This is a genomic window from Herbaspirillum sp. FG34, from assembly GCF_057809315.1.
The window spans coordinates 96,455-120,741 of the sequence record NZ_JBMDJS010000013.1 but is presented as its reverse complement, the minus strand read 5'-3'; the positions used below and the strand labels follow the sequence as shown (position 1 = coordinate 120,741).

Annotated in this window: 19 protein-coding genes; 15 read left to right on the top strand and 4 right to left on the bottom strand. The window is 63.8% G+C overall.

From position 1 onward, the window contains the following. Positions 1-21: 21 nt before the first annotated feature. Both ACODSZ_RS16805 and ACODSZ_RS16800 read left to right on the top strand, forming a co-directional pair. A complete protein-coding gene (locus ACODSZ_RS16805; RefSeq protein WP_175344358.1) occupies positions 22-1,419 on the top strand; it encodes an aminotransferase-like domain-containing protein in 1,398 nt (465 codons plus the stop codon). 213 nt (positions 1,420-1,632) lie between these two features. Then, a complete protein-coding gene (locus ACODSZ_RS16800) occupies positions 1,633-3,243 on the top strand; it encodes a methyl-accepting chemotaxis protein (protein ID WP_175344357.1) in 1,611 nt (536 codons plus the stop codon). A 75-nt stretch (positions 3,244-3,318) separates the two neighbouring features. Here the strand turns inward: ACODSZ_RS16800 and ACODSZ_RS16795 are convergent, their stop codons facing one another. After that, entirely contained in the window at positions 3,319-4,227 is a 909-nt protein-coding gene (locus ACODSZ_RS16795; protein WP_488928088.1) for a LysR family transcriptional regulator, read from the bottom strand. A 252-nt stretch (positions 4,228-4,479) separates the two neighbouring features. On the opposite strand from ACODSZ_RS16795, the gene aceB reads away from it, so the two are divergent. Next, complete coding sequence (gene aceB / locus ACODSZ_RS16790) at positions 4,480-6,066, top strand: malate synthase A (RefSeq protein ID WP_488928087.1); 1,587 nt, start codon at positions 4,480-4,482, stop codon at positions 6,064-6,066. 155 nt (positions 6,067-6,221) lie between these two features. Here the strand turns inward: aceB and ACODSZ_RS16785 are convergent, their stop codons facing one another. The 3 genes from ACODSZ_RS16785 to ispD all read right to left on the bottom strand — a co-directional run bounded on the left by ACODSZ_RS16785 (position 6,222) and on the right by ispD (position 7,985). Next, positions 6,222-6,428: a cold-shock protein gene (locus ACODSZ_RS16785; protein WP_006464465.1), complete on the bottom strand. Its 207-nt coding sequence runs from the start codon at positions 6,426-6,428 to the stop codon at positions 6,222-6,224. 316 nt (positions 6,429-6,744) lie between these two features. Beyond that, a complete protein-coding gene (ispF, locus tag ACODSZ_RS16780) occupies positions 6,745-7,248 on the bottom strand; it encodes a 2-C-methyl-D-erythritol 2,4-cyclodiphosphate synthase (protein ID WP_488928086.1) in 504 nt (167 codons plus the stop codon). Next, entirely contained in the window at positions 7,245-7,985 is a 741-nt protein-coding gene (ispD, locus tag ACODSZ_RS16775) for a 2-C-methyl-D-erythritol 4-phosphate cytidylyltransferase (protein WP_488928085.1), read from the bottom strand. The genes ispF and ispD overlap by 4 nt, the downstream gene beginning before the upstream one ends. A gap of 198 nt (positions 7,986-8,183) precedes the next feature. Between ispD and mfd the strand changes: the two genes are divergently transcribed. The 12 genes from mfd to ACODSZ_RS16715 all read left to right on the top strand — a co-directional run bounded on the left by mfd (position 8,184) and on the right by ACODSZ_RS16715 (position 24,232). Then, positions 8,184-11,621, top strand: a complete 3,438-nt coding sequence (gene mfd / locus ACODSZ_RS16770; RefSeq protein WP_299533627.1) for a transcription-repair coupling factor — start codon at positions 8,184-8,186, stop codon at positions 11,619-11,621. A gap of 58 nt (positions 11,622-11,679) precedes the next feature. Further along, complete coding sequence (gene serB, locus ACODSZ_RS16765) at positions 11,680-12,546, top strand: phosphoserine phosphatase SerB (protein WP_488928084.1); 867 nt, start codon at positions 11,680-11,682, stop codon at positions 12,544-12,546. 36 nt (positions 12,547-12,582) lie between these two features. Next, a complete protein-coding gene (locus ACODSZ_RS16760; protein WP_008330079.1) occupies positions 12,583-12,945 on the top strand; it encodes a DUF4870 family protein in 363 nt (120 codons plus the stop codon). Between the two features lie 266 nt (positions 12,946-13,211). Further along, a complete protein-coding gene (locus tag ACODSZ_RS16755; RefSeq protein WP_175344350.1) occupies positions 13,212-14,837 on the top strand; it encodes a methyl-accepting chemotaxis protein in 1,626 nt (541 codons plus the stop codon). Positions 14,838-14,866: 29 nt separating this feature from the next. Further along, positions 14,867-15,334, top strand: a complete 468-nt coding sequence (locus ACODSZ_RS16750; RefSeq protein ID WP_008330075.1) for a chemotaxis protein CheW — start codon at positions 14,867-14,869, stop codon at positions 15,332-15,334. Continuing rightward, on the top strand, positions 15,331-16,611 hold the full coding sequence (locus tag ACODSZ_RS16745) for a CheR family methyltransferase (protein WP_175344349.1): 1,281 nt from the start codon (positions 15,331-15,333) through the stop codon (positions 16,609-16,611). Before ACODSZ_RS16750 ends, ACODSZ_RS16745 begins: the two co-directional genes overlap by 4 nt. Then, positions 16,604-17,281: a chemotaxis protein CheW gene (locus tag ACODSZ_RS16740; RefSeq protein WP_488928083.1), complete on the top strand. Its 678-nt coding sequence runs from the start codon at positions 16,604-16,606 to the stop codon at positions 17,279-17,281. The genes ACODSZ_RS16745 and ACODSZ_RS16740 overlap by 8 nt, the downstream gene beginning before the upstream one ends. Next, on the top strand, positions 17,278-19,590 hold the full coding sequence (locus tag ACODSZ_RS16735; protein WP_175344348.1) for a hybrid sensor histidine kinase/response regulator: 2,313 nt from the start codon (positions 17,278-17,280) through the stop codon (positions 19,588-19,590). The genes ACODSZ_RS16740 and ACODSZ_RS16735 overlap by 4 nt, the downstream gene beginning before the upstream one ends. Continuing rightward, positions 19,587-20,609 carry a chemotaxis response regulator protein-glutamate methylesterase gene (locus ACODSZ_RS16730; RefSeq protein ID WP_488928082.1) on the top strand — a complete coding sequence of 341 codons (1,023 nt, stop codon included), beginning with the start codon at positions 19,587-19,589 and terminating at the stop codon, positions 20,607-20,609. Before ACODSZ_RS16735 ends, ACODSZ_RS16730 begins: the two co-directional genes overlap by 4 nt. Before the next feature lie 30 nt (positions 20,610-20,639). Then, a complete protein-coding gene (locus ACODSZ_RS16725) occupies positions 20,640-21,668 on the top strand; it encodes a GGDEF domain-containing response regulator (RefSeq protein ID WP_175344346.1) in 1,029 nt (342 codons plus the stop codon). Positions 21,669-21,746: 78 nt separating this feature from the next. Then, the gene (locus ACODSZ_RS16720) at positions 21,747-22,202 is read left to right on the top strand and encodes a MaoC family dehydratase (protein ID WP_175344345.1); all 456 of its coding nucleotides are present in this window, start codon (positions 21,747-21,749) and stop codon (positions 22,200-22,202) included. Between the two features lie 191 nt (positions 22,203-22,393). Further along, entirely contained in the window at positions 22,394-24,232 is a 1,839-nt protein-coding gene (locus ACODSZ_RS16715) for a sensor domain-containing diguanylate cyclase (RefSeq protein WP_488928081.1), read from the top strand. Positions 24,233-24,287: the final 55 nt, after the last annotated feature.

Sequence of the window (24,287 nt, the reverse complement as noted above, 5' to 3'; positions counted from 1 at the left end):
TGCAGCAAGATTCGATCACCCATGGCCCCAGCCCAGACCCTCACCCTGACCCGGACACTGGTGGAACTGATCCGCCGCCAGATCGCCGAGGGCGCCTATGCGCCCGGCAGCCGTCTGCCGTCGATCCGCGCGCTGTCGGCGCAGCATGACTGCGCCAAGAACACCATCGTCAATGTCTTCGAGGAGTTGACGGCGCAGGGCGTGGTCGAGCCCCGGCGCGGCTCGGGCTTCTTCGTGTGCGCCACGCCGCCGCGCCCCAAGGAAGAGGAGGAGGGCAGTCTCAGCCGTGCCATGGACGTGGTCTGGCTCATGCGTGAGCAGTTGAAGCACGACCCCGGTCATCTGCGCCTGGGGGATGGCTTTCCGCCGGTGGAATGGCTGCATGACGTGCGGCTGGACAAGTTCCACCAGAAGGTAGTGCGCACCGGCATGGGCGCGCTGTTCGGCTACGGCAGCCGCTTCGGCTACCTGCCGCTGCGCCAGCACCTGGTGCACAAGCTCGCGCAGCATGGGATCGAGGCCGCGACCAGCCAGATCGTGCTGACCCACGGTGCCAACCAGGCGCTCGATATCGTGATCCGCAACTTCATTGGCCCGGGGGACCGGGTGCTGGTCGATGAACCGGGCTACTACATGTTGTACGGCAAGCTCAAGCTTTCCGGTGCCCGCATCATCGGCATCCCGCGCCACCCGGACGGGCCGGACATTGAGGCCCTGGAGCGTGAACTGCAGGTGGCGGGCAAGCCCTTGCTGTTCTTCACCCAGTCGCTGGGGCACAATCCCACGGCCTCGGACACCTCGCCCCACAAGGCTCACAAGATCCTGCAACTGGCCGACCGCTACGATGCCCTGATCGTGGAGAACGATGCCTTCGCCGACTTCAAACCGGCCACCGCACCGCGCGTGGCCACGCTGGACCAGTTGCGCCGAACGCTCTATATCGGCAGCTTTTCCAAGTCGGTCTCGGCGGCGCTGCGGGTGGGCTTCATTGCCTGCCATCGGGATCTGGCCAGCGACCTGGCCGATATCAAGATGCTGGTGCACATGAGCAGTTCCGAATACTGCGAGCGCACGCTGGACGTGATCCTGTCCGATGGCCACTTCAGCCGCCACACCGCCCGCCTGCGCGACCGTCTGGCGCAGGCCACCGAAGCGGCCGGCCATCAGTTGCAGCAGCTTGGGGCACAACTGTTTTGTACGCCCCAGCAATCGATGTACCTGTGGGCGAGATTTCCCGGCTTTGCCGATGCCAGGCAACTGGCCCGGGGCCTCATGGCGCATCATGTGGTGCTGGCGCCGGGCAGCATCTTCCACGTCGATCCCGAGCACAGCGTCCCGTGGTCGCGCTTCAATGTCGGCCTGCTGTCGGACCCGCGATTTACCGCCGCCATGGCCAGCTTGCTGGAGCAGGCAAGCTGAATTCCCGTCTGCTGGGGGCACTATCGGGTTTTCCGTTCAGGCAGGAAGAGAGCCGCCATTGCCCGTCTGTTCGAGGCTTAGCTTTCTTGTCCTGCCTGCGCTCGCATGCCATAGTGCTGAGGGACGGCAGTCGGGGACTGCCGGGGTGACAACAATAATCAAGATGACACTGCGGAGCCTCCGCCCGGACGCTCCGCTGGGGATGGAGCAGAGATGAATATCCTTGGCAATATGAACATTGGCAAACGCCTCACGCTGGGCTTTGCCGTGATACTGGCGTTTTCCGCGATCGTGGCGGGCATCAGCCTGTGGCGACTGGAGCAGGTCGCGTCCGCCACGCGCGAGATGATGAGCGACCCCATCAAGACCGAGCGCCTCATGGGCGACTGGTATACCAATCTGACGGCGGGTATCCGCCGCACGCTGGCCATCGCCAAGAGCAGCGACCCGTCGCTGGCGACCTACTTCGCGGAGGAAGCCGCTGCCTCCACCAAGAGTTCCACCGAGTACCAGAAACAGGTCGAACCCTTGCTGGTCACCCCGGAGGAAAAGGCTCTGTTCCAGAAAATCGGGGAGCAGCGCAAGGTCTATCTGTCTTCGCGCGACGAGATCGTCAAGCTCAAGGCCGCGGGCAACGTGGAGGAGGCCATGCGCCTGCTCGACAAGGTCTTCGTCCCGGCGGCCGCGACCTATCAGAAACTGATGCGCGACATGGTGGATATCCAGCGCCTGGATATCGATGAGACCGCCAAGGAAATCGACCACATCGCCGTCCAGAGCCGCATCCTGATCCTGGTGCTGGAGGGGCTGATCCTGCTCCTGGGCATCGTGCTGGCGCGTCTGCTCACGCTGGGCATCACCCGGCCGCTGCAGACGGCGGTGGTGGTCTCGCGCAAGGTGGCCGAGGGCGACCTGGCCACCCAGGTACAGGTCAATTCGCGCGACGAGACCGGCCAACTGCTGCAATCGCTCAAGGAGATGAATGACAGCCTGCGCAGCATCGTCTCCAATGTCCGTAACGGCACCGATACCATCAGCACGGCCTCGGCCGAGATCGCCGCCGGCAATCTGGATCTCTCCAGTCGTACCGAGCAGCAGGCCAGTTCACTGGAAGAAACCGCCTCGGCCATGGAAGAGCTGATTTCCACCGTGCGCCAGAACGCCGACAACGCGCGCCAGGCCAGCCAGCTGGCGCAATCGGCCTCCAGCGTGGCCGAGCAGGGTGGCGGCGTGGTCAGTCAGGTGGTCGATACCATGGGCGCCATCAATGCTTCTTCGCGCAAGATCGTGGACATTATCAGCGTGATCGACGGGATCGCCTTCCAGACCAATATCCTTGCGCTCAATGCCGCCGTGGAAGCAGCGCGTGCCGGTGAGCAGGGACGCGGGTTTGCCGTGGTGGCCTCGGAAGTGCGTTCGCTGGCCCAGCGTTCGGCCTCGGCGGCCAAGGAGATCAAGGAGCTGATCAATGATTCGGTCGCGAAGGTCGGCGACGGCAGTCGCCTGGTCGAGCAGGCCGGTGCCACCATGCAGGAAGTGGTCAGCAGCGTGCGCCACGTTACCGATATCGTGGCCGAGATCAGTGCAGCCAGTGCCGAGCAGACCAGCGGCATCGAGCAGATCAACCTGGCCATTACGCAGATGGATCAGGTGACCCAGCAGAATGCGGCCCTGGTCGAGCAGGCAGCTGCTGCTGCTGCCTCGATGCAGAACCAGGCGGGACGGCTGGCGCAGATGGTCAGCGTGTTCCGGGTCAATGAAGGCGAGGCGCCGGTCAGGCGGGAGATCGACGTGACCCCGGCCGGCCCGACGCTGCCGCACTGAGCTCACTGACTGGACTTGCCAGGACGGCCCCGCGGGGGCCGTTTTGTCTTTTCTGCGGCTGCGGCTGCGGCAGCCTCAGCGACGCTGCTTCCAGTAATCCGGCTGCGCATAGGCATGACGCAGAAAATCCACGAAGGTGCGGATGCGCAAGGGCAGGTGGCGTCGCTGCGCAAACACTGCGTAGATCGATGGTGCCGGAGCGGCAAACTTGTCCAGCACCGTCACCAGCTCGCCAGCTTCGATGGCTGCGCCTACTTCCCACATCGACCGCCAGGCCAGGCCGCGTCCGGCCAGCGCCCAGTTGTGCAGCACTTCACCGTCATTGCAGACCATGTTGCCCCCGACCTTGTAGACGCTCACCTTGCCGGACTGCTTGAGTGTCCAGCCACGCTGGCTGCCTTCGCTGCTCATGGCCAGGCAATTGTGGCGTACCAGTTCGTCCGGGATCTGCGGGGTGCCGTGGCGGCGCAGGTAGGAGGGAGCGGCGACGATGACCCGATGATTCTCGGCCAGTTTCACGCTCACCAGGTTGGAGTCGGTCAGGGTGGCAATGCGGATGGCGACGTCGATGCCTTCCCCGATGACGTCGGCAATGCGGTCATTGAGGTTCAGCGTGAGGGTGACATCGCGGTGCTCTGCCAGAAAGGAGGGCACCAGGGGGGCCACGTGCTGGCGACCGAACCCGGCCGGGGCCGAAATCAGCAACTGACCACTGGCACGCGCGCTGCGTTCGGACACCGCCGATTCGGCATCTTCCAGGTCAGCCAGGATGCGCTGGCAGTCTTCCAGAAAGGCTGCGCCTTCGTTGGTGAGCACGATCTTGCGCGTGGTTCGCTGCAACAGCTTCACGCCCAGGCGCTCCTCCAGCGCATCCAGTCGCCGCCCTATCATGGCCGGGGCGATGCCCTCGGCACGGGCCGCCGCCGACAGGCTGCCACGGGCGGCGACCTCGGCAAAGGTCGAAATCTGCTTGAACTGGTCCATGCTGTCCTCTTCAAAAGACCCGGAAACGGGCGGCAAAGCCGCGCCGGCCCTGCGCCGACGTGCTGCGGCGATTATCTGCTCACTTATGACTAAAACGCAAAGATAAATTGATAAAAGCTTTCACTACTATCGATTTGGTTTAAATATACTGCGTACATAAAGTGTCTGATGCGATGCAAAAAGCTGCATAGTCTCAGGCACAATCATGAAAACAAGATTCACCAGTCCATTTTTCTTTTTGAGGAGTCCAGCATGACGCAACTGAAGCTGCCCACCGGCATGGAAATCTCCGGCGAGATCAAGCCGGGTTACGAGAACGTCCTGACCTTTGACGCCCTGTCACTGGTCGCCAAGCTCTCGCGCGCCTTCGAAGCGCGTCGCCAGGAACTGCTGGCCGCCCGTGCCGAGCGCGTCAAGCGCCTGGATGCCGGCGAACGCCCCGACTTCCTGAAGGAAACCGAATCCATCCGCACCGGCGACTGGAAGATCGCTCCCATCCCCGAAGCCCTGAAGTGCCGCCGGGTGGAAATCACCGGTCCGGTCGAGCGCAAGATGGTCATCAACGCCTTCAACTCGGGCGCCGACAGCTACATGACCGACTTCGAGGATTCCAACTCGCCGGTGTGGGACAACCAGATCAGCGGACAGATCAACCTCTACGACGCGATCCGCCGCACCATTTCGCTGGAATCGAACGGCAAGAGCTACAAGCTCAACGACAAGATCGCCACCCTGGTGGTGCGTCCGCGTGGCTGGCACCTGGACGAGAAGCACGTCACCATCGATGGCAAGCGCATCTCCGGCGGCATCTTCGACTTCGCTCTGTTCCTGTTCCACAACGCCAAGGAACAGCTGGCGCGCGGCGCCGGTCCTTACTTCTACCTGCCGAAGATGGAATCGCATCTGGAAGCGCGTCTGTGGAACGACATCTTCGTGATGGCGCAGAACGAGATCGGCCTGCCGCAAGGCACCATCAAGGCCACCGTGCTGATCGAAACCATCACCGCCGCCTTCGAGATGGAAGAAATCCTGTACGAACTGCGTGAGCACAGCGCCGGTCTGAACGCCGGTCGTTGGGACTACATCTTCTCCTGCATCAAGAAGTTCAAGAACGACAAGGACTTCTGCCTGGCCGATCGCGCCAAGGTCACCATGACCTCGCCCTTCATGCGCGCCTACGCACTGCTGCTGCTGAAGACCTGCCACAAGCGCGGCGCGCCGGCCATCGGCGGCATGAGCGCGCTGATCCCGATCAAGAACGATCCGGAAAAGAACGCCATCGCCATGCAGGGCATCATCAACGACAAGCGCCGCGATGCGACCGACGGTTACGACGGCGGCTGGGTGGCTCACCCGGGCCTGGTCGAAGCCTCCATGAAGGAATTCGTGGCCGTGCTGGGCGACAAGCCCAACCAGTTCGAAAAGCAGCGTCCGGACGTGGAAGTGAAAGCCGCTGACCTGCTCAACTTCCAGCCGGAAACTCCGATCACCGAGGCCGGCCTGCGCTACAACATCAACGTCGGCATCCATTACCTGGGCGCCTGGCTGGCCGGCAATGGCTGCGTGCCCATCCACAACCTGATGGAAGATGCGGCTACCGCCGAGATCAGCCGTGCCCAGGTGTGGCAGTGGATCCGCAGTGCCAAGGGCAATCTGGAAGACGGTCGCAAGGTCACTGCCGACATGGTACGCGCCATGATTCCGGAAGAGCTGGCCAAGGTGAAGCAAGTGGCAGGTGATGGCCCGACCTATGACCGCGCGGCCAAGATCTTTGAAGAAATGTCCACCTCCGAGACCTTCGCCGAGTTCCTGACGCTGCCGCTGTACGAAGAAATCTGATTCAGCTCTGCTTGAGCAGAAATGAAAATCCCCGCCTCTCGCAAGAGGGCGGGGATTTTTTTGAGGTCTCTTTCAGGTCTGTTTCTTCACACTGTGAAAGCTGCAGACGAAAAAAATCCCCGACGTGTCGGGGATTTTTTATCAGCTTGAAAAGCTTAAGCAGCCGGAACGATGTTCGAAGCTTGCTTGCCCTTCGGGCCGGTGGTCACTTCGAAGGAAACGCGTTGGTTTTCCTTCAGGGACTTGAAACCATTCGATTGAATAGCCGAGAAGTGAGCGAACAGATCTTCGCCGCCTTCATCGGGGGTGATGAAACCAAAACCCTTTGCATCGTTGAACCACTTGACGGTACCAGTTGCCATTACGGACTCCTAAATTTAATTGATTGGGGCTTGCGCCCGGCTCTTTATCGTTACTCGGGAGGAATGACAGCGAAGAACCGCACTACCAGCTCGAATCCTAACGACGCGACGATTATACTCATTAAATCGAGAATGCAAGCCATTTTCGGTACGAATCTTCCATTAAAAGTTTTAATGGCTGATTCTGGTGCCTTAGATTTCTTTCCATGCCGGGAAATGGTGCGCCAAACCGGCTTCAATCCCTTGTCTGGTGCGGCTTTTGGCGTGTCGGTGGATGTCCTACGCCGGCTTGTCGGGAACTTTCTGACAGCGTTTTTCAACCGTTTTGACGGTGGACCAGCACAACGGCTTCGGTGGCAATCCCTTCTTCACGTCCCAAAAAACCCATTTTTTCATTGGTTTTTGCCTTGATATTGACTTGCCCTTCAGAAATCCCCAGGTCCGCCGCCACGTTGGCCACCATGATGGGAATATGCGGGGCCATCTTGGGCGCCTGGGCGATGATGGTGGCATCTACGTTGCCCACGGTATAGCCGGCAGCAGCCAGGCGCTTGGCCGCCTCGCGCAGCAGCACGCGCGAGTCGGCGCCCTTGAACTGCGCATCGGTATCGGGGAAGTGGCGGCCGATGTCGCCCAGCGCGGCAGCGCCGAAGAGCGCATCGGTGATGGCATGCAGCAGGGCATCGGCGTCCGAGTGGCCGAGCAGGCCCTTCTTGTGCGGGATGGTGACACCACCCAGGATCAGCGGGCGGCCTTCCACCAGGGCGTGGCAGTCATAGCCCTGGCCGATACGGAAAGGGAAGGGGGAAGAAGCGTTCATGCGTGCGGACCTTTCAGGAAGAATTCAGCCAGGGCGGCGTCCTGCGCCAGTGTGACCTTGAGATTGCGGGGGCTGCCCTCGACCAGGCGCGGACGCAAGCCCAGCATTTCGATGGCGCTGGCGTCGTCGGTGATCTCGCCCAGGCGGCCTTGCGCTTGCGCCTGCTGCAAGGCGCGCCGCAGCAGGGCATAGGGAAACATCTGCGGTGTCTGCGCCGCCCACAGGCCGGCACGCGGCACGGTCTCCTGCGAGCGGGACGATCCGGCGCCATCGCTGCGCTTGAGGGTATCGACCACTGGCAGGGCCAGCAGGCCACCGACTTCATCGTCAGCCAGGGCATCGAGCAGACGGTCCAGCAGCGGCACATCCAGGCCGGGGCGGGCGGCGTCGTGCACCAGCACGCGGTCGGTATCGGCCACCTGATCACGGATGGCGTTGAGCCCGTTGAAGACGCTGTCCTGCCGCGTCGGTCCGCCCACCCGCAGGACGCTTGCGCGTTGCAGCAGGGCGGGCGTCATGAGGGAGTCGATCCAGCCATCCTCGGCACTGACCACGATGAAGGTGTGGGCGATGCGGGCATGCGCCGCGAAGGTTTGCAGCGCATGCAGCAGCATGGGGAGGCCTGCCAGCGGCAGGTATTGCTTGGGAATCTGGCCGCCCATGCGCGCGCCCACGCCTGCGGCGGGAATGAGCGCAAAGTGGCGGGGCGGGGAAGAAGCGGACTGCGAAGGGTTCATGCCATGCACCTGGCCCCGGCACCCGCCTGGCGGCGGCCTGCGATGGGGCCTTCGTTTATAATGAGATGCTGAATTCTAATGCCAATCCCTTGCAAGCGACCGGCATTTTGCGGCGCTGCCAGCCTGGTCGCCGCCGCCGGGCCTCGTCAGTTGCCGTACGCGAAACAAGTCCAAACCAAGCCGATCCTCCCGATCCTGATGTCTTTTGATCCGAAAAAAAGCCTGCCCAAGGCAGGTGTGCGTTTCCAGCCTCCCGCCGTGCACGGTTCCGCCGATGCGTATCTGCTGGCCCAGGCCGCGCTGGCCCTGAAGGCCGAAGGCCGCATGCTGGCCGTGGTGGTGGCCGGGGCCACCGATGCCCAGCGCCTGCTGGCTGAAATCCCCTGGTTCCAGCCCAAGGATGGCGAGCGCCTGCGCTGCCACCTGCTGCCGGATTGGGAAACCCTGCCTTATGACGCCTTCTCGCCGCACCAGGACCTGGTCTCCGAACGCCTGGCCACGCTCTATGAAGTGCAGTCCGGCCAGTGCGACCTGCTGATCGTACCGGCTACCACCGCCTTGCTGCGCATGGCCCCGCCGCAGTTCCTGGCGGCCTATACCTTCTTCTTCAAGCAGGGCGAAAAGCTCGACGAAGGCAAGCTCAAGTCCCAGCTCACCCTGGCCGGCTACACCCATGTGGGCCAGGTGATGTCGCCGGGTGAATATTCGGTGCGTGGCGGCCTGATCGACATCTTCCCGATGGGTTCGGTGTTGCCGTATCGCCTGGACCTGTTCGGCGACACCATCGAGACCATCCGCACCTTCGATGCCGATACCCAGCGTTCGCTCTATCCGGTGCCGGAAGTGCGGCTGCTGCCGGGCCGTGAATTCCCGATGGATGAAGCCTCGCGCCTGGCCTTCCGCAACCGTTGGCGCGAAGTGTTCGAGGGTGATCCATCACGCTCGGCCATCTACAAGGACATCGGCAACGGCATCGCCGCAGCAGGTATCGAATACTACCTGCCGCTGTTCTTCGAAGAGACGGCCACGCTGTTCCAGTACCTGCCGGCCAATGCCATGTTCGCCACCGTGGGTGACATCGAGCAGGCCATCAAGCGCTTCTGGAGCGATACCCGCTCGCGTTGGAATTTCCTTCACGCCGACCGCGAGCGCCCGGTGCTGGAGCCGCGCGCCATCTACCTGGACGATGAAGATTTCTTCACCCTGCTGAAACCCCACGCCCGCTGGGTGCTCAAGAGCGATGATGCGCCCTCGGCCATCTCCTCGCCCTTGCCCAATATCGCCGTGAACCGTCGTGCGGATGATCCGCTGGTCAACCTGCGCAGCTTCCTCCTGAAGGGGGCCGAGCGGGTGCTGATCTGTGCCGAGAGCAATGGCCGACGCGAGACTTTGCAGCAGTACTTTGCCGAATACGATGTGCATCCGGTCCTGTGCGAGGACTGGAACAGCTTCCTCTCCAGTGATGAACCGCTGATGCTGGGCGTGGCCCCCTTGCACACGGGCTTCGTCACTGCGGGCGGCCTGGCGCTGGTCACCGAGACCGAGCTGTACGCCGGCAGTGGCCGCCGCGTCGGCAGCCGCAAGCAGCAGGCCGCCACCGATGTGGAATACATGGTGCGCGATCTGTCGGAACTGAAGATCGGCGACCCGGTGGTGCACAGCAGCCACGGTATCGGTCGCTACATGGGCCTGGTCAGCATGGACCTGGGGGAGGGCGAGACCGAATTCCTCCATCTGGAATATGCCAAGGAAACCAAGCTCTATGTCCCGGTCTCGCAACTGCACGTGATTTCACGTTATTCGGGCGCCTCGCCCGAAGATGCACCGCTGCATGCGCTGGGTTCGGGCCAGTGGGAAAAAGCCAAGCGCAAGGCGGCCCAGCAGGTGCGCGATACCGCCGCCGAACTGCTGAACCTGTACGCCCGCCGCGCATTGAGGCAGGGCCATGCCTTCCAGTATTCGGCACATGACTATGAAGCCTTCGCCGACAGCTTCGGTTTCGAAGAGACTGCCGACCAGGCCGCCGCCATCCAAGCCGTCATCAAGGACATGACCGGGGGCAAGCCCATGGACCGCCTCATCTGCGGCGACGTCGGCTTCGGCAAGACCGAGGTCGCCTTGCGCGCCGCCTTCGTGGCCGTGATGGGCGGCAAGCAGGTCGCCATTCTGGCCCCGACCACGCTCTTGGCCGAACAGCACGCCGCCACCTTTGCCGATCGTTTCGCCAACTGGCCGGTCAAGATCGCCGAGCTCTCGCGCTTCCGTACCGGCAAGGAAGTCACGCAAGCCATCAAGGGCCTGGCTGATGGCACCATCGATATCGTCATCGGCACGCACAAGCTGCTGTCGGACGAAGTGAAGTTCTCGCGCCTGGGGCTGGTCATCATCGACGAGGAACACCGTTTCGGCGTGCGCCAGAAGGAAGCCCTGAAGTCCTTGCGCGCCGAGGTCGATGTCTTGACGCTGACGGCCACCCCGATTCCGCGCACGCTGGGCATGGCGCTGGAAGGATTGCGCGATTTCTCGGTGATCGCCACCGCCCCGCAAAAGCGTCTGGCCATCAAGACCTTCGTGCGCGCCGAGCAGGAATCGACCATCCGCGAAGCCTGCCTGCGCGAGTTGAAGCGTGGCGGCCAGGTTTACTTCCTGCACAATGAAGTGGAAACCATCGCCAACCGCAAGGCCGCGCTCGAACAGCTGCTACCTGAAGCGCGCATCGGCGTGGCCCACGGCCAGATGCACGAGCGCGACCTGGAAAAGGTGATGCGCGACTTCGTGGCGCAGCGCTTCAACATCCTGTTGTGCACCACCATCATCGAGACCGGCATCGACGTGCCCACCGCCAACACCATCATCATGCACCGTGCCGACAAGTTCGGTCTGGCCCAGCTGCACCAGTTGCGTGGCCGGGTCGGTCGTTCGCATCACCAGGCCTATGCCTATCTGCTGGTGCAGGATGTGCAGGGCCTGTCCAAGCAGGCCCAGCGCCGGCTGGAAGCGATCCAGCAGATGGAGGAACTGGGCAGCGGTTTCTATCTCGCCATGCACGACCTGGAAATCCGTGGCGCCGGCGAAGTGCTGGGCGATCATCAGTCGGGCGAGATCCACGAGATCGGTTTCCAGATGTATTCGGACATGTTGAACGAAGCCGTGCGCGCCTTGAAGGATGGCCGCGAACCGGATCTCGCCGCGCCCTTGTCGACCACTACCGAAATCAACCTGCATGCGCCTGCACTGCTGCCCAATGACTTCTGCGGCGACGTGCATGAGCGCTTGTCGCTCTACAAGCGCCTGGCCAACTGCGAGAAAGCCGATGCCATCGACGCCTTGCAGGAAGAACTGATCGACCGCTTCGGCAAGCTGCCGGATGCCGCCAAGGCGCTCATCGAAACGCACCGCCTGCGCATTGCCGCCAAGCCGCTGGGCATCATCAAGATCGATGCGCATTCGGAGGCGGCGCTGCTGCAGTTCGTTCCCAATCCGCCGATCGACGCCATGCGCATCATCGAGCTGGTACAGAAGAACCGCCAGGTCAAGCTCAATGGTCCGGACAAGCTGCGCATCACGGCCAGCATGCCGGATCTCAATGCCCGTGTGCAGCAGGTCAAGGCGACCATGAAGGCACTCACCGGCTGAACCGCTTCCCGGCCGCGTATTACCGACTCCAACCGCATCAACGAATCAACAGAACAACATGAACCTGATCCTGCAAGCCCCCAAGCACCACGCTGTTTCTTCTTCGGCCATCGAGACCATTGCGCAGTTGGCCGGTGGCCGCGCCGAACGCCTCGGTGATAGCCGCGTGCCGGACGCCGATGCCTGGCGCGTGGCCGGGGTGAGCCCGAGCGATGCGCTCAAGGCCAGCATCGACGCTGCCTGCCTGCAGGCACGGCTGGACTATGCCTTCATCGAGGAAGGCCGCAAGCTGACTGATTTTCGCCTGGTGGCCATGGACATGGATTCGACGCTCATCACCATCGAGTGCATTGACGAGATCGCCGACATGCAGGGCTTGAAGCCGCAGGTGGCTGAGATTACCGAGGCAGCCATGCGCGGCGAGATCGAGTTCAACGAAAGCCTGACGCGCCGGGTGGCCTTGCTCAAGGGGCTCGATGCGGGCGCCTTGCAGCGTGTCTACGATGAGCGCCTGCAATTGTCCCCGGGCGCAGAGAACATGCTCAAGGCCGTGCAGGCTGCGGGCCTGAAGACGCTGCTGGTCTCGGGCGGTTTTACCTTCTTCACCGACCGCATGAAGGCGCGTCTGACGCTGGACTACACCCATGCCAACACCCTGGAAGTGGTCGATGGCAAGCTCACCGGCAAGGTGGTGGGCGGCATCGTCAATGCCGACGAGAAGCGTGCGACGGTGGAGCGTGTCTGCCGCGAAATCGGCGCCGAGCCATCCCAGGCCATCGTCATGGGTGATGGTGCCAACGACTTGCGCATGATGGGCATCTCGGGCCTGTCGGTGGCCTTCCGTGCCAAGCCGGTGGTGCGCGCCCAGGCCAACGTGGGCTTGAATTTCGTGGGGCTGGACGGCATCTTGAATCTGCTGGCCTGATTCCGTGGCCGGTTTCCCCTCACTTCAGGAGATGCGATGAACCAGGAACTGGTATTGGACCCGCAGACCCAGACCGGCCGTGACCTGGTCTGGTGGCTCTATCTGGCGCATGCCGCCTGCCTGGTGTTTTCCCTGGGCATGCTGTCGTGGCTGCCGCTGATCGTCAACTATCTCAAGCGCGGCGAGGTGCGCGATACCTTCCTCTACACCCACCATCGCTGGCAGATTCGGTCCTTCTGGTGGTACCTGTTCTGGCTGTTCGCCGGCGGTGTCTTGTGGGCCACCGTGATCGGCATTCCGCTGGCCATCCTGGTGTTCTCGCTGGCCTGGATCTGGAAAGCCTACCGCCTCATCAAGGGCTTCCTCGACCTGCAGGACAACAAGCCCATGCCGGTGTGACCCCAGCGCTGGCTGTACGACCGAAACGGCACCTCAGGGTGCCGTTTCGCATTGCCGGAAAGCAAAGAGGCTTTGCACAAGGGATAATGGTGATATTGAAAGATTTCAATGATAATCTCGAATTATTACTAAATTGCACTATGCACCAGAGTGCATCAGGCTAGCATCAGGCTAGCATCAGGCTAGCATCAGGCGAACTTTCGTTCATGCGCCTCCCGCTCGGGGTGCCAGGGCGGGGCCGCTCACTCCAAGGGGGAACACTGCGCATGAAGAACTGGACGATCAAGCAACGCATCCTCGGGAGCTTCGCGCTCATCCTGCTGCTCATGGCGCTCATGGCGGGCATCTCGGCGGTCAATCTCGGTCGTATCGAGAAAAGCGCCACGGCGCTGCGCGAGGATTCCACGCCCGGCCTTTACTACAGCAGTCAGATCAATGCCGCCTGGTATGAAAACCTGCTCATGACCCAGCAGATCATTCAGGTCGACAACAGTGACGCGGAGCGCCAGGCCGACCTGGCCCTGCTGCGCCGCAACGGTGAACGCCTGGACCGGCTGCAGGAAGACTACGGCAAGTCCGTCTTCAGCGATAACGACCGCAAGCTCTTCGAGCAATTCAAGGAGACGCGCCAGAAGTACCGTGCCATTGTGGGCGAGTTGCTGAAGATGGACTTCGGCCAGCGCGCGCCCATCGACAAGATCGTCAACGAGCAACTCCGTCCGCAATGGCGCGCCGGTTACCAGTTGACGCAGCGCATGGTCGATACCAACAAGGGCATTGCCGACCTTGCTGCCAGCCGCATCACCGATGCGGTCAACGCCGCCCAGTTCGCGATGATGACTTCGCTCATGGCCGCCTTGCTGGTGGCGCTGGTGTGCGGTTTCTTCCTGATGCGGGCGATCAACGAGCCGTTGCAGAGACTCATGGGTTTGCTCGATATCATGCGCTCGGGCGATTTTTCGCGTCGCGTGTCGCTGCAGCGCAATGATGAGTTCGGCGTGCTCGGCACTGGCTTCGACCGCATGACCGATGAGTTGACCGCGCTGGTGTCGCAGGCGCAGAAGTCCTCTGCTCGGGTGGCCACCTCGGTGACCGAGATCGCTGCTACGGCGCGCCAGCAGCAGGCCACCGCCGCCGAAACCGCCGCCACCACCACCGAGATCGGCGCCACCTCCCGCGAGATTCATGCCACCTCGCGTGACCTGGTGCGGACCATGAATGAAGTGTCGGTCGTTTCCGAACAGACGTCTGCCCTGGCCGGCAGCGGGCAGGCGGGTCTTACCCGCATGGGCGACACCATGCAGAACGTCATGGACGCCGCCGGTTCGGTCAGCGCCAAGCTGGCCATCCTCAACGAGAAGGCGGGCAACATCAACCAGGTCGTCACTACCATCACCAAGGTGGCCGACCAGACCAATCTGCTCTCGCTCAATGCCGCCATCGAGGCCGAGAAGGCCGGCGAACATGGTCGCGGTTTCTCGGTGGTGGCCACGGAGATCCGTCGTCTGGCTGACCAGACTGCGGTGGCGACCTATGACATCGAGGTGATGGTCAAGGAAATCCAGTCGGCCGTGGCCGCCGGTGTGATGGGCATGGACAAGTTCTCCGACCAGGTACGACGCGGCATGCAGGACGTACAGACCGCCGGCAGCCAGCTCTCGCAGATCATCGCCCAGGTGCAGGCGCTGTCGCCGCGCTTTCAGATCGTCAACGAAGGCATGCAGGCCCAGGCCAGCAGCGCCGAGCAGATCAACCAGGCTCTGGTGCAGCTCTCCGAAGCGGCCCAGCAGACCGTGGAATCGCTGCAACAATCGAGTCAGGCCATCGACGAGTTGAACGTGGTCTCCAATGAACTGCGCAATGGCGTCTCGCGCTTCAAGGTAACGGACTGAGCGCCGCGTCGCTCTGCCCCAGCGTCCCCATGAGCCAGTGCCTGCACTTGTTGTTTTCCCTTGGACAAGAGCGCTACGCCTTGCCCACTGCCGAGGTGGCGATGGTGCTGCCGCTGTCGCCCTGCAAGTCCTTGCCCGGCGCGCCGGCCTGGGTGGCCGGACTGCTGCCGCATGGCCTCGGCCATGTGCCGGTGATCGACCTGTCCATGCTGGTGCTGGGGCGGCCCGCCCCGGCCCGCGTGAGCACGCGCCTGGTGCTGGTGCACTACCACCACAGCCAGGCGGTGGCGGTGTTGCTCGGGCTGATCCTGGAACAGGCCACGCAGACCTTGCGCATCGATCCTGATGATTTCGTGCCCGCTGCCGTGCGCAATGAGGGCGCGCCCTATCTGGGGCCGGTCATGCCCCATCAGGGCGGATTGCTGCAACGGGTGGAGGTGGGCGACCTGCTCGATCCGGCCACGCGCGCCTTGCTCTATCCCGAGGTGCCGGCATGAAGAGTCTGCCGCTGATCGCCGACAGGCTCAAATCCGCCATGGGGCTGGACATGGCCACCGTGGGCAGCAGCCTCATCGAGCGCGTGGTGCGCGAACGCATGGCGGCGCTGGAAATCGATGACGATGGCCGCTATCTGGCGCGGCTGCAAAGTTCGGCGGTCGAGTTGCAGGCACTGATCGAACTGGCCGTGGTGCCGGAGACCTGGTTCTTTCGCGATCGTGAAGCCATCCTGGCCGTGGCGCGCCTGGCGCGCGAACGTCTGGCGGCGCAGCCGACCGTACCGGTGCGCATTCTCAGCCTGCCTTGTTCCACTGGCGAGGAACCGTATTCCCTGGCCATGGCGTTGCTGGAGGCGGGGGTGATGCCATCGCAGTTCGTCATCGACGCCTACGATATCCGGACACGCTCGCTGGAAATTGCTGCCGCCGGTCTTTATGGCCGCAATTCCTTCCGGGGCCAGGAACTGGGTTTCCGGGACCGCCATTTCACGCCTGCGGAGCAGGGCTGGCAACTGCATGAAGCGATACGCCAGCTGGTCCGCTTTGCGCCCGGCAATCTGCTGGCACCGGACTTTCTGCGCCAGGCCGCTCCTTACGATGTCATCTTCTGTCGCAATGTGCTGATCTACTTCGAGCGCGAGGTGCAGCGCCAGGTCGTGACATTGCTGGAAAGTCTCATGAAACCCGACGGACTGATCTTCGTCGGTCCCGCCGAAGGCGGCATCCTGCTCAGTCCGCGCCTGGAGTCGGCCGGCATTGCACTGGCCTTTGGTTTTCGCAAGCGCGTGGCGGTGCCGCGCTCGGCCACGCGCGAAGCGCCGCTGGTCATGCCGCTGCCGCTCTTGGCACCCTCCGACCTCGGTGGTCGACGGCGGCCGGTCGTGCCCCCGACTTCAAGGGCGGTTGGTGCCGCCGCGCCTGCGCTCCCCGCTGAGCCCGCCCCGTCGAACCCTGCCCGCACGGTGCTGCAGCGTGCCCGCTCTCTGGCCGATCAGGGGCAACTGGCCCAGGCCGCCGCATTGTGCGAGCAGGCCATCGGCGAGCAGGGGCCCAGTGCCGACGCCTTCTACCTGCTGGGCCTGATCCACGATGCTGGGGGGCAGACCGAGCAGGCCCGGCACTGCTATCGCAAGGTGCTCTATCTGGCGCCCCGGCACCAGGCCGCCTTGCTGCAGCTGGCGGCCTTGTTGCAGGCCCAGGGCGATCCGGCCGGGGCAGAACGTCTGCGGCAGCGCGCCGATCGCGTGACGGCGAGCGAGGAGCCGCATCATGGCTGAGCCGACGATGCCCCCCGCGCCCACGACGCCGGATGCCTGCTGGAATCGCATCGGTACCAAGGGCGACGGCAGTTGTGCCGAACTGGCGCAGCACATCCGCTGCCTGAACTGTCCGACCTTTGCCCGCGCTGCCCTGCAGCAGCTCGATCGCGTCGAGGCCTCGGCCGAGGTGGCACAGCAATGGCTGCACGCGGGCGAAACCCAGGCGCAGGCGGAGAGCGGACAGGAGCGCGGCGTAATGGCCTCGGCCCTGGTGGTACGCGTGGCCGGCGAGTGGCTGGCCATCGCCACCTCCGTGGTCCAGGAAGTGACCGCGACGCGCCCGCTGCACAGCCTGCCGCATCAGCGCAATGCCGCCATTGCCGGAGTACTCAACATTCGCGGCAGCCTGCGCATCTGCGTCTGGCTCGCCCGGCTGTTCCAGCTGCCGGACCAGACCCCGGCGCCGCATCTGCTGGTGGCCGCCCATGAAGGGCAGGTGCTGGTGTTTCCGGTGGAGGAAGTGGCCGGCGTCCATCGCTACGCCCCGCAGAGCCTGGCACCGGTGCCTACCACACTGGCCCAGGCGGCGATCCAGTACACACGTGGCATGCTGGAATGGCGCGGTCGCCCCATCGGCCTGCTGGACCACGAATTGCTGTTCTACGTACTCAACCGGAGCATGACATGAGTACGCCCGATCTCAGCCAGATGTCCATGCTGGACCTGTTCCGCTTCGAGGCGGAAAGCCAGATCGCCCAGCTCAACACCAGCCTGCTGGCGCTGGAGCAGCAACCGACGGCCGCCGAACACCTGGAGGCCTGCATGCGTGCCGGCCATTCGCTCAAGGGTGCGGCCCGCATCGTCGGACTGGAAACGGCAGTCAAGGTGGCCCATGTGCTGGAGGACTGTTTCGTGCTGGCGCAGCAGGGCAAGCTGCTGCTGGAGAAGAAGCACATCGACGTCCTGCTGCGCGGCGCCGATCTGCTGGGGCGTATCGCCTCGCCGCCTGACGGCGACGAGTCCTGGGCCGATTCTGCCGGCCACGCTGAAGTACAGGCTTTCCTGCAAGCCTTGCCGGCCGTGATGAGCGGCGGCCAGGCCGATCCCTGGCCGGTGCCTTCGGCGGCGATGCAGGAGGCCCAGGCTGCCGAGGCGGCCACGCAGCCAGCTGGCTCTCCCTCCTCGCTGCCGACGGCGCAAGCCGCTGCCGTTTCCCCGCTCGCGCAGACTGCCTCGTCGCTACCGGCTGCGCGTGCCGTGCGGGTCAGTGCGGACAGCCTGGACCGGCTGTTGAGCCTGACCGGCGAATCGCTGGTGGAGTCGCGTCGCCTCAAGCCGTTTTCGGCCAGCATGCTGCGCATGAAGCGCGTACAGCGTGAAGCCGTGCAGGCGCTGGACCTGTTGCAACAGAAACTGTCGACCAGCCAGCTCGATGAATTCGCCCAGGCCACCCTGAGCGAACTGCGTGCGTTGATGCAGACCAACCAGCAACTGCTGGGGGAACAATTGATTGCGCTGGATGCCTTTGACCGGCGCTCGGTCAATCTCTCGCAACAGCTCTATGATGAGGCGCTGGCCTGCCGCATGCGGCCCTTTGCGGACGGGACCGCCGGCTTTGCGCGCATGGTGCGCGATGTCGGTCATGCACTGGGCAAGTCGGTGAGACTGGACATCCACGGCAATGCCACCCAGATCGACCGCGACATCCTCGAAAAACTGGAGGCGCCCTTGGGGCACCTGCTGCGTAACGCGGTCGACCATGGCATCGAGGATCCCCTCACGCGCGGTGCGGCCGGCAAACCGGAACAGGGGGTGGTGCGGCTGGAGGCACGTCACAGTGCCGGCATGCTCTTGATCGAGGTGGCCGATGATGGTGCCGGCATCGACCTGGAGGAACTGCGCCGCACCGTGGTAGCACGAGGACTGTCGACCCCGGAGATTGCCGCGCGCCTGTCCGAGGCGGAATTGCTGGATTTCCTGCTGTTGCCCAGCTTCAGCCTGCGCGAGACGGTCACCGAGATTTCCGGTCGCGGCGTCGGTCTGGACGTGGTGGCCGACATGCTCAAGCAGGTGCGTGGCACGATCCGTATCACCACGCGCAGCGGGCAGGGCAGCCGCTTCCTGTTGCAGCTGCCGCTGACGCTGTCGGTGATCCGCAGCCTGCTGGTGGACATTGCCGGTGAACCTTATGCGTTTCCGCTGGCCTACGTCAATCGGACCTTGCGTTTGCCGGCCGAGGCCCTGCAGACCCTGGAAGGCTACCAGCACTTCAGCCATGAGGGCCGCCAGGTCGGCCTGGTCAGTGCGCACCAGGTGCTGCAGCGCGGCCAGTGGCGCGCCCGTGATGGCAGCGTGTGCGTCGTGGTCATCGGCGAGGGAGAACACAGCTACGGGGTGGCGGTCGATGCTTTCCTGGGCGAGCGCATGCTGGTGGTGCAACCGCTGGATCCACGCCTGGGCAAGATTGCCGACATCCTGGCCGGTGCCCTGATGGAAGATGGCGCACCCTTGCTGATCCTGGACGTGGCCGACCTGCTGCGCACGGTGCAAAAGCTGACCGCTTCCGGACGCCTGCAGACGGTCGACCAGGATGGTGCCGGCGAGGCCGCCGTGGTCGTGCGCAAGAAGGTGCTGGTGGTGGATGACTCGCTCACCGTGCGTGAGCTGGAACGCAAGTTGCTGAGCAACCGGGGGTATCAGGTCACGGTGGCCGTGGATGGCATGGATGGCTGGAACGCCGTGCGTGCCGAGCCCTTCGACCTGGTCATCACCGACATCGACATGCCGCGCATGGATGGCATCGAGCTGGTCGGACTGATCCGCGGTGCGCCGCAATTGCAGGCGCTGCCGGTGATGATCGTGTCCTACAAGGATCGTGAAGAAGATCGGCAGCGTGGCCTGGCCGCAGGTGCCGATCATTACTTCACCAAGAGCAGTTTCCACGATGAAAGCCTGTTGCAGGCCGTCGTAGACTTGATTGGAGAGGCGACAACGTGAAGATCGGCATCGTCAACGACACCCCCATGATGGTGGAAGTGCTGCGCCGGGTGATTGCCGAGAGTGGCCGCCACGAATTGATCTGGATCGCCCGCGATGGCGAACAGGCCGTGCAGATGTGTGCCTGGCAGTTGCCCGATGTGGTGCTGATGGACCTGCTCATGCCCAAGATGGATGGTGTGGAAGCCACCCGCCGCATCATGCAGGACACCCCGTGCCCGATCCTGGTGGTGACCTCCGACATGGATACCAGCGCCGCCAAGATCTACGAAGCCATGGGATATGGCGCACTCGACGCCACCCAGACGCCGGCGCTCATCGGTGCGGCCGGCAAGCGCGATGCGGCGGCCCTGATCGAGAAGATCGACAATCTCGGACGCCTGAGCCCGGACGATATGGCCGCACCCGTGCGACGACCGGTGCGCGCGCCACTGCCGGCCGCCCACGGGGACCTGGCGCCGCTGGTGGCCATCGGCGCCTCCGCCGGCGGACCGGCGGCGCTGTCGACCCTGCTCAAGCTGGTACCGCGCGAGTTTCCCGGCAGTATCGTGATCGTGCAGCATATCGATGCCGCCTTCGCCCCCGGCATGGCGCAATGGCTGCAGCAGCAGTCGGTGCTGCGCGTGCGCCTGGCCGTCGAAGGCGACCTGCCACGCCGGGGCGAGGTCCTGCTGGCAGGGAGCAACCACCATCTCGTCTTCAAGGAAGGCAACCGTCTCGGCTACATCGACGGCGCGCCAGGCGATGTCTACCGGCCCTCGGTGGATGCCTTCTTCCATAGTATCCTGCGCCACTGGGAAGGCCGGGCCACCGGCGTACTGCTGACCGGCATGGGCCGTGATGGCGCTGCCGGCCTCAAGGCCCTGCGCGACAATGGCTGCCACACCCTGGCGCAGGACCAGAAAAGCTGCGCCGTCTACGGCATGCCCAAGGCTGCCGTAGCGCTCAACGCCGCCGTCGATGTCTTGCCGGTCAGTGCCATGGCGGCGCGACTGCAGACACTGCTGGCCGCAGCGTGAGGCCATTGAATTGAAATGAAGGAAAGCATGATGAGCTCGGTGCAAGCAACCGACACCCCGGGCGGCGGCCCCGTCTTGCCCGCCGAGGAGTACAGGATCATGGTCTTGCTGGTGGATGACCAGGCCATGGTCGGGGAGGCCATCCGTCGCGCCCTGGCCAGCGAAGAGAACATCGACTTCCACTTCTGCACCCGTGCCGATGAGGCGCTGGCCGTGGCCGAAAAGACGCGACCCACGGTCATCCTGCAGGACCTGGTGATGCCGGGCGTAGATGGCATGACTTTGGTGCGACAGTACCGCGCCAGCCCGGTGCTGGCCAATGTGCCCATCATCGTGCTGTCTTCGCGGGATGATGCCGTGATCAAGCGCGACGCCTTTGGCGGCGGGGCAAACGATTACATGGTCAAATTGCCGGATGTGATCGAACTGGTGGCGCGGCTGCGTTATCACTCGCGCTCCTACATCAACCTGCTGCAGCGGGACGCGGCGTACCGTGCCCTGCGCGAGAGCCAGCAACAGCTGCAGAAGACCAATTTCGAGCTGCAGCGCCTGACCAATACCGATGGCCTGACCGGCATCGCCAACCGTCGATATTTCGATGACTACCTGGGCGCCGAATGGCGCCGCGCACGGCGGGACGGGCTGCACCTGTCGCTGTTGCTCATCGATGTGGATTTCTTCAAGCTCTACAACGACAACTATGGTCACGTCGCAGGCGATGCGGTGCTGCGCCAAGTGGCGCAGACGCTGGACGAGAGCATCCAGCGCCCGGCCGACCTGTCGGCGCGCTTCGGCGGCGAGGAATTTGCCATGATCCTGCCGCGCACCCCGCTGGAGGGGGCGCAGGCATTGGGCCAGAAGCTGTGCCAGCTGATCGAGGCGAACCAGGTCCCGCATGAGCGCTCCAAGGTCGGTGCCTGGCTCACCGTGAGCATTGGTGCTGCCACCATGGTACCGAGCCCCGAGCAGGACATCCGCGAACTGATCGAGATGGCTGACCGTCGTCTCTACCTGGCCAAGCAGCAGGGCCGCAACCGGGTGGTCTGGCAGGACGGCTGAACACAGGACGACAAGGAAGGCCGCGCACCGTGCGCCCGTGGCCCATACATACGATAACGACAAGGGAAGGAAGCCAGCATGCGTACCATTGCCAGCCTGGAAGAACTGAAATCGCTGGCGGGCCAGGAAGTGGCCAGCAGTGACTGGATCAGCGTGTCGCAAGAGCAGGTGGACCGTTTCGCCGACGCCACCGGCGACCACCAATGGATTCACGTCGACCCCGAACGCGCCGCCCGCGAGCTGCCCTACGGTGGCACCGTGGCCCATGGTTTCCTGACGCTGGCGCTGTTGCCGCGCCTGCTCTCGGAGTCCATCAGCCTGGGGCCGGATGTGCGCATGCTGCTCAACTATGGCTTGAATCGCGTACGCTTCCCGGCGCCCCTGCCGGTGGGGCGGAAAGTGCGCGGCATCATCCGGCTGGAGTCCACCGAGGACATCCCCGGGGGCGTGCAACTGACCTGGCTCATTACCGTGGAATGTGAAGGTTCGGACAAGCCGGTATGCGTGGCCGAATTCCTCGTACGCCGGTACTAGGCGCGCAACACCTGCACGCTTCCTCGCAGAAGCTCATACATTGTGTGGCCTGATGGCATCGTCCTTGCCGATCGGCATGGTTTTTCATGCGGGCCAGGGTGCGAAGCTGACAAAAGTTGTCATAAGGTGCTAATGTCTTTACGTACGGTGGCGTGCCTGCCACCGCCGCGTCCTTGCCGATCCTGTTGCTCATGATGCCAGAACGCCCGCCCTGCCAGATCGACGCCGATCCCGAGTTCTACCGGAAGGCGCTCGCCTTCAACAACGTGACGCTGTCCTACATTGCGCGCGGTGCGCCGCTGGAGCAATTGCTGGACCGGATCGCCAGCGGTTTCTCGGGCAGCTATCCGCAACGCGCCCTGGCCATCTTCCTGTTCGATCCGCAGGCTCGCCGCATGCGCGTGGGCGCGGCCCCGCGCGTGGCGCCGGCCTTCCTGGCCGAGCTGACCGCGCTGGAGGTGGACGATCCCGATACGCCGCAGTTCTGGCATGGCCTGACCGCACTGGCGGCGCGCCATGAACGCTGCCTGCTGGAAATGCTGCCGCTGCGCTCCTTCGCAGGTGAAGTCGCGGGCATCCTGACCATTTGCGCCGCCACCGAGGCACTTGGCCACGCCTCTCATTCCGATCAGGCCTATCGCGATACCGTCGGCGCAGCGGTATCGATGGCCATGCTGGCCATCGAGCGGGCGCTGGTACCGGTCCATGCGCGCGTCAAGAGCGAGCCGCCGGGCGAAGCCGACGAGCGCATGGCGCTGGCCATCGAGGGCAGTGGCACCGGCATCTGGGACCGCAATGCCGTGACCGGCGAGATGTATTATTCGCGCGGCTGGAAGGCCATCCTCGGTTACGAGGACTGGGAGCTGTCCAGCCATCTGGAAGATGCCTACCAGCGCATCCATCCGGACGACCTGCCCGAGGTGCAGGAGAGCATCCGCCAGCATTTTGCTTCGCGCTCGGACACTTACCAGGTGGAGCACCGCATCCGCTGCCGCGACGGCAGCTACAAGTGGATCAGCAGCCGTGGCAAGGTGGTGGCGCGCGATGCCCAGGGCAATGCGCTGCGCATGATCGGTACCACCACCGACATCACCGAGATCAAGCGGCTTACGGAAAAACTGGCCAAGAGCAGCCGCATGCTCGATTACCTGACCAGCGAGATTCCCGGCATGGTGTTTCAGTTTCGCGTTCCGCCCGGCGAGCGCGGTTACTTCACCTACGTCAGTGAAGGGGCGCGCGAGACCTATGGCCTGACGCCTCAGCAGTTGCTGGAGACACCCGCCATCATCGATACCGTCATCCATCCCGAAGACCTGCCCCTATACGAGGCGGCGCGCCAGGCGGTTCTGGCCGGCGCTGCGCACTGGATGCTGGAGTTCCGCGTCATCACGGCCGACCATGGCGTGCGCTGGCTGCGCGGCCAGGCGCGTCCGCGCCGCCTGGAAGACGGCACCACGCTGTGGCATGGCTTCATCAGTGACATCAGCCAGAGCAAGACCTTCGAACTGGAGCTGCAGGAATTCGCGCTCACCGATTTCCTCACCCAGCTGCCCAACCGTCGTTTCTTCATGCAGCGCCTGCAGGAAGAGTACAACCGCATCCAGCGCGGCATGCTCGATACGGCGGCGGTGCTGATGTGCGACCTCGATCATTTCAAGCGCATCAACGACAGCCTCGGTCACGCCGTGGGCGACCGGGTCCTCACACATTTTGCGCAAGTGCTCAAGAGCCAGTTGCGCAGGACCGATACCGCGGGCCGACTGGGCGGCGAGGAATTCGCGGTGATCCTGACCGGCGCCAATCTGCAGGCCGCCGCCGAGTTCGCCATGCGGCTGCAGGCCAGCTTTGCCAGTCATCCCATGCTGCACGAGGGCAAGGAGGTGGAGGTGACGTTGTCGATCGGCATCGCCCTGATGCAGAGCGACTGCATCGGTCAGGAGCAGGTCCTGCGCGCCAGCGACGATGCCCTCTACCGCGCCAAGGAAAAAGGGCGCAACCGTTTCGAGTTTGCGCCCTTTGCCTGTCCCTGAGTCGGGTGCGGCTGGCGTGCAGCCGTGCTCCCCGCCAGTTCCCGTCCCTCGTGCT